General features: G+C 68.1%; 5 protein-coding genes. 2 read left to right on the top strand and 3 right to left on the bottom strand.

Annotation, left to right across the window (positions count from 1 at the left end):
- Positions 1–143: 143 nt before the first annotated feature.
- A complete protein-coding gene (locus tag ACFXMV_RS23150; RefSeq protein ID WP_378503693.1) occupies positions 144–359 on the bottom strand; it encodes a hypothetical protein in 216 nt (71 codons plus the stop codon).
- A gap of 326 nt (positions 360–685) precedes the next feature.
- On the opposite strand from ACFXMV_RS23150, the gene ACFXMV_RS23145 reads away from it, so the two are divergent.
- Positions 686–1,903 carry a DUF4185 domain-containing protein gene (locus tag ACFXMV_RS23145; protein ID WP_378503692.1) on the top strand — a complete coding sequence of 406 codons (1,218 nt, stop codon included), beginning with the start codon at positions 686–688 and terminating at the stop codon, positions 1,901–1,903.
- A gap of 61 nt (positions 1,904–1,964) precedes the next feature.
- Here ACFXMV_RS23145 and ACFXMV_RS23140 read toward each other — a convergent pair whose 3' ends face one another.
- Together ACFXMV_RS23140 and ACFXMV_RS23135 are read right to left on the bottom strand one after the other, a co-directional pair.
- Positions 1,965–3,095 carry an acyl-CoA dehydrogenase family protein gene (locus tag ACFXMV_RS23140; protein WP_378503691.1) on the bottom strand — a complete coding sequence of 377 codons (1,131 nt, stop codon included), beginning with the start codon at positions 3,093–3,095 and terminating at the stop codon, positions 1,965–1,967.
- Positions 3,096–3,104: 9 nt separating this feature from the next.
- Positions 3,105–4,277, bottom strand: a complete 1,173-nt coding sequence (locus ACFXMV_RS23135) for an acyl-CoA dehydrogenase family protein (protein ID WP_378503690.1) — start codon at positions 4,275–4,277, stop codon at positions 3,105–3,107.
- A 177-nt stretch (positions 4,278–4,454) separates the two neighbouring features.
- Between ACFXMV_RS23135 and ACFXMV_RS23130 the strand changes: the two genes are divergently transcribed.
- Positions 4,455–5,069: a TetR/AcrR family transcriptional regulator gene (locus ACFXMV_RS23130; protein ID WP_378502461.1), complete on the top strand. Its 615-nt coding sequence runs from the start codon at positions 4,455–4,457 to the stop codon at positions 5,067–5,069.
- Positions 5,070–5,154: the final 85 nt, after the last annotated feature.

Raw genomic sequence — 5,154 nt, 5'->3', positions numbered from 1 at the left:
CGAGTACTACAACACTCGACGCCGCCACAGCGCACTCGGAGGGCTCCCACCGGTCAGCCGCCTGGCACCAACCTGATGGCCGGGTACACCTAGGGGCGTGACCGGCGGCGGCGACCCCGGCGCGCTGCAATGCGTCGCCGGGACTAACCCTGGGCCGTGGTGCGGCCCGGCCGTTCGAGTCGGCCGTGCGACTCGGCCCGCAGTTTCAGCAGGTAGAGCCCGGAGATGGACGCGACGATGAGCCACAGCACGGCGGCCTCGACGTCCAGGCCGTAGATGCCGATGGCTGCGCCGACGAGCCCGGTCACGAAGACGCAGACGCTGAGGGTTTTGAGGGCTGGAGGGGCAATTGTGGTCATGCTCGAACACCTACTCGGAAGTCGTCAGGCGTCTCGAACTCGAGCCGCCACGTCGGAACTACTTCGTCGAGAATTGCGCGCATATCGTGCGCAAGACTCCTGTGCCGCATTTCCGCAGGAAAGATTAGCGACGACACACCGAGAAGCCCCGTAGGCACGGCGATGGTTTCCAAATCGAGACCTTTACCCGAACTCAGAGGAATTCGTGAAGTCTTGTCCGAACGGTTATCCAAGAGCCCGGCCACTCTTCTCGCGCTTCGTTAGATTGTCAGCGGCCGCGAGTGAAGTACGGCCTTTGCGCAGATTCGAGAGGGAAGGCCCAACCGATGACCCGTACCCCCAAGTTCGCGATGTTGTCTCTCGCCGCGACCATGGCGTCGACTGCGGTACTCGCCATCGGCGCTCCCGCCGCGGCGGTGGACCTGTTCTGCGGCGGTACCGGCAGCGGCGGGAGCAGCGGGTTCGGGAGTACGGGCGGCGCGGGCAATCCGATCCCGTGGTTGAACGGTCAGGACGGGCGGCTTCCCAACCTCAAGGGCAAGACCCAGGCGATCGAGCATGTCACCGGCATGAACGGCCCGAATGACACCGCCAGGCGGTTCAACGTGGTCGGCACCGATCTCGGCATCATGTGGGACAACGGCGCGGGCCAGGTCCTCACCGCGTTCGGCGACACCACCGGACTGAGCCAGGCTCCGCTGTGCGAAGGGCTGGTGGGCGACTGGCGGAGCAACGTGCTCTTCCGCAGCTCCGATCGCGACCTGAGCGACGGGATGAGCATCGACAGCTCTCCCCTGGACCGGCCGAACCACTCGAAGGAATTCCTCCCGAGCAAAAAGATCCCCGGCGTCGAACACACCGTCATCCCGACCACCGGAATCTCCGTCAACGGGGTGCAGTACATCAATTACATGTCGATCCGCAGCTGGGCGGCGCCGGGCGAATGGGTCACCAATTATTCCCAGATCGCCTCCTCCACCGACAATGGCGAGACATGGATGCCGCGCCCGGAATCGGTCCGGCTGAATGTCCTCGACGACGCCCTGTCACGGGCGAATCTCCCGGCGACGGGAAATCAGAACTTTCAGATGGGCGCCTTCGTCAAACACGACGGATTCGTCTACAACTTCGGCACGCCGTCGGGTCGGTCCGGGCAGGCCCGGCTCTCCCGCACCCCGGAGGCCTCGATCCTGAACGTCGCCGGCTACGAGTACTGGGACGGCACCGGCTGGGTGGTCGGCAACCCGGCCGCCGCGGTGCCGGTCCTGGACGGCCGCGTCAGCGAGCTGTCGGTCCAGTACAGCGCCTACCTGGGCAAGTTCATCGCGCTGTACTCCAACGAATCGAGCGCGCTGGTCATGCGGACCGCGCCGGTGCTGACCGGGCCGTGGAGCGCACCGGAAACGCTGGTCAGCAGCGCGACCGTGCCCGGCCTGTACGGCGCGTACATGCACCCCTGGTCGGAGGGCGAGAACCTGTACTTCCTCGCCACCACGTGGTCCGACTACAACGTGATGATCATGCGAACCAAGCTGGCCCGCTGACCCGTGACAAACGAGAGCCCCGTCGACCGCACTGGTCGACGGGGCTCTCGGTCTAGACCGACTACTCCGCGAGGGTGACCATCTCGTGGTCGGCGACGGTGCCCGCCAACACGCGCAGGTGATCGTCGGCGCTGCCGAGGGTGTGCTCGATCGCGACGAGCCGGGAGACGTAGTGCCCCACCGGGTACTCCGCGGTCAGGCCGATCCCACCGTGCATCTGGATCGCCTCCTGCCCGATGTGTCGCGAGGACCGTCCGATCTGCAGCTTGGCGCGCGAGGCGATCGTCGGGTCCACCACACCGTCCGCGAGCGACATCGTGGCGTACAGGCTCATGCTGCTCGCCAGCTCCAGCGAGACGTACATGTCCGCCGCACGCTGCGTCAGGGTCTGGAACTTGGCCAGCGGCACTCCGAACTGCTTGCGCTGCTTGAGGTATTCGGTGGTCAGCCGCAGCGCTTCCGTCATCACGCCCACCGCCTCGGCGCACAGGGCCGCCTGCGCCCGCACGTCCGCGGCGGTGATCGCGGCGGAGGCGTCACCGCCGGCCCCGAGCTGTTCGGCTGGCGCGTCCGCGAGGTCGATCTGCGCGCCGCGCAGGCCGTCGTGGGTGGCGTACCCGGTGCGGGTGACCCCGGCGGCCGAGGCGTCGACCAGGAACAGTCCCACTCCCCCGCCGGGCAACGCCGCGCTGACGACCAGGGTGTCGGCGCAATCACCGTGCAGCACCGGGTTCTTGCGGCCGGTGATCACCCAGCCGTCGCCCCGCGCGGTGGCGGTGGTGTCGACCTGAGTGGCGGGCCAGCGGCTGCCGGGCTCGTCGTGCGCGAACGCCAGCAGCACGCTGCCCTCGGCGACCCGAGGCAGGTAGCGCGCGCGCTGATCGGCCGAGCCTGCGTCGGCGATCAGCCCGCCTGCCAGCAAGACGGCGAGGTACGGCTCCGGCGCCAGCGCGCGGCCGATCTCGGTCATCACGGCCATCGTCTCGACGGGTCCGGCGCCCATGCCGCCGTCCTCCTCGGCGAACGGCAGCCCGAGCAGCCCGATCTCGGCGAAGCTCTTCCACACATCCCGGCTCCAGCCGAGATCGGTGGCGGTGACGGCGTTGCGCTTCTCGGCGTCGTAGCTGCGGCTGAGCAGCTCGCGGGCGGTGTCACGCAGCATGACCTGTTCGTCATTGAGTTCGAAGTCCATTGCGGCGCCTCACAATCCGAGGATCGAGGAGGCGATGATGGTGCGCTGCACCTCGCTCGATCCGCTGTAGATGGATACCTTTCGGTAGTTCAGGTAGGTCGGGGCGCTGCGCCCGGCCCACGATGGCGACGCGATGTCGCCCGCCTCGAACGGCAGCGAATCGGGACCCGCGACGTCCATGAGGATTTCGGTGGCGGCCTGCTGCAGCTCGGACCCGCGCAGCTTGAGCAGCGACGACGCCGGGTTCGGCTTGCCGTCCGCCGAACCCGCGACCACCCGAAGCTGGGTCAGCTCGAGCGCGACCAGCTCGTTCTCCAGCTCCGCGAGACGCGCCGCGAACAAGGGGTCCTCCAGCAGCGTTCCGTCGCCGATCCTGGTCTGCGCGGCCAACTCCTTCGCCCGGGCCAGGCGCACCTTGGAGGCGCCGACCCGGGTCACGCCGGTGCGTTCGTTGCCGAGCAGGAACTTCGCGTAGCCCCAGCCGGCGTTCTCCTCGCCGACCAGGTTCTCGGCCGGGACGCGGACGTCCTCGAACCACACCTCGTTGACCTCGTAGCCGCCGTCGATCAGCTTGATCGGGCGGACGGTGACGCCGGGAGTCTTCATGTCGATGAGCAGGAACGAGATGCCCGCCTGCCGCTTCGGGGCGTTCGGGTCGGTGCGGACGAGGCAGAAGATCCAGTCCGCGTGCTGCGCCATCGTCGTCCAGGTCTTCTGGCCGTTGACGATGTAGTCGTCGCCGTCGCGCACCGCGCGGGTCTTGAGCGAGGCCAGGTCGGAGCCCGCCTCCGGCTCGGAGAAGCCCTGGCACCACCAGATGTCGAGGTTCGCGGTCGCGGGAAGGAACTTCTCCTTCTGCTCCTGCGAGCCGAATGCCGCGATGACCGGCCCGACCATGTCGACGTTGAAGGCCAGCGGGTCCGGCACGGACGCCAGCTGCATCTCGTCCAGCCACAGGTGCCGCTGCACCGGCGTCCAGTCCCGGCCGCCCCACTCGACCGGCCAGTTCGGCACGGCGAGGCCGTTGGCGTTGAGGATCGCCTGGGTGGTCTTGAAGTCCTCGGCGGTCAGTTCGGCACCGCGGGTGGCGCGCTCGCGGATGTCGGCCGGGATCTGCGTGGTGAAGAACGTCCGCATCTCGTCGCGAAAGGCGAGTTCCTCGTCGGTGAGTTTCAGGTTCATTGCGTGCTTTCTGTGTCAGATCGCGGAGCCGTCACACCGCGGAACCCTGGCCGGGTGACCGGTCGGGGCGAGCCGGGAGCGCGCACAGAACTAAGCGCACGCTCATTTCCTAAGCGCATGCTTATACTTGCCCCGTCGACGGGTGTTGTCAAGGCGAATGCGAGGCGGAGGAGACGAATGGGCGAGCCGGTGGCCGAGGTGACGCCCGGCGTGGTGAGCAGCTCCAAGGCCGCCGCGCGGATCCGGGCGGCGGCGGTGGAGGCCTTCGCCGAGAACGGCTACGGCGGGACCACGACCCGCGACATCGCCGCCCGCCTCGGCCTGAGCCCGGCCGCGATGTACCCGCACTACAAGTCCAAGGAAGAGCTGCTCTACGCGATCAGCTACGAGGGCCACCAGCGCTGCGTCGACCTGCTCACCGAGGCCGATCCCGTCGACGCGTCACCCGCCACGCGACTGCGCGCCGTCGTCGGCGCATTCACCCGCTGGCACGCCACCCACCACGCCCGCGGACGGGTGGTCCAGTACGAGCTGACCGCGCTCTCCCCCGAGCATCACCGCACGATCATCGGGCTGCGGCGCGATGTGAACCGGATCGTCAAGCGGATCGTCAGGGCGGGCGCCGCGGACGGCTCGTTCGTCGTCCCGGACGTCGAGGGCGTGACGCTCGCGATCACCTCGCTGTGCGTCGACGTGTGCCGCTGGTTCCCCGGCGGCGGCTTCACCGACCCGGATCAGGTCGCGGAGCTGTATTCCGAACTGGCCCTTCGCCTCGTCGCGGCCACGCCCTAGGTGTACCCGGCCAGGACGTTGGTAGCAGGCGTGTCGGCTTGATGTGAAGAGAACCTCCGGGTGGGGTGTGGCTTGTCTAAGGCCC

The sequence above is a fragment of the Rhodococcus sp. NPDC059179 genome, assembly GCF_042754885.1.
GTDB lineage: Bacteria > Actinomycetota > Actinomycetes > Mycobacteriales > Mycobacteriaceae > Rhodococcus_G.
The sequence above is the reverse complement of the archived record's forward strand: the minus strand, read 5'-3'. Positions and strand labels throughout refer to the sequence as shown.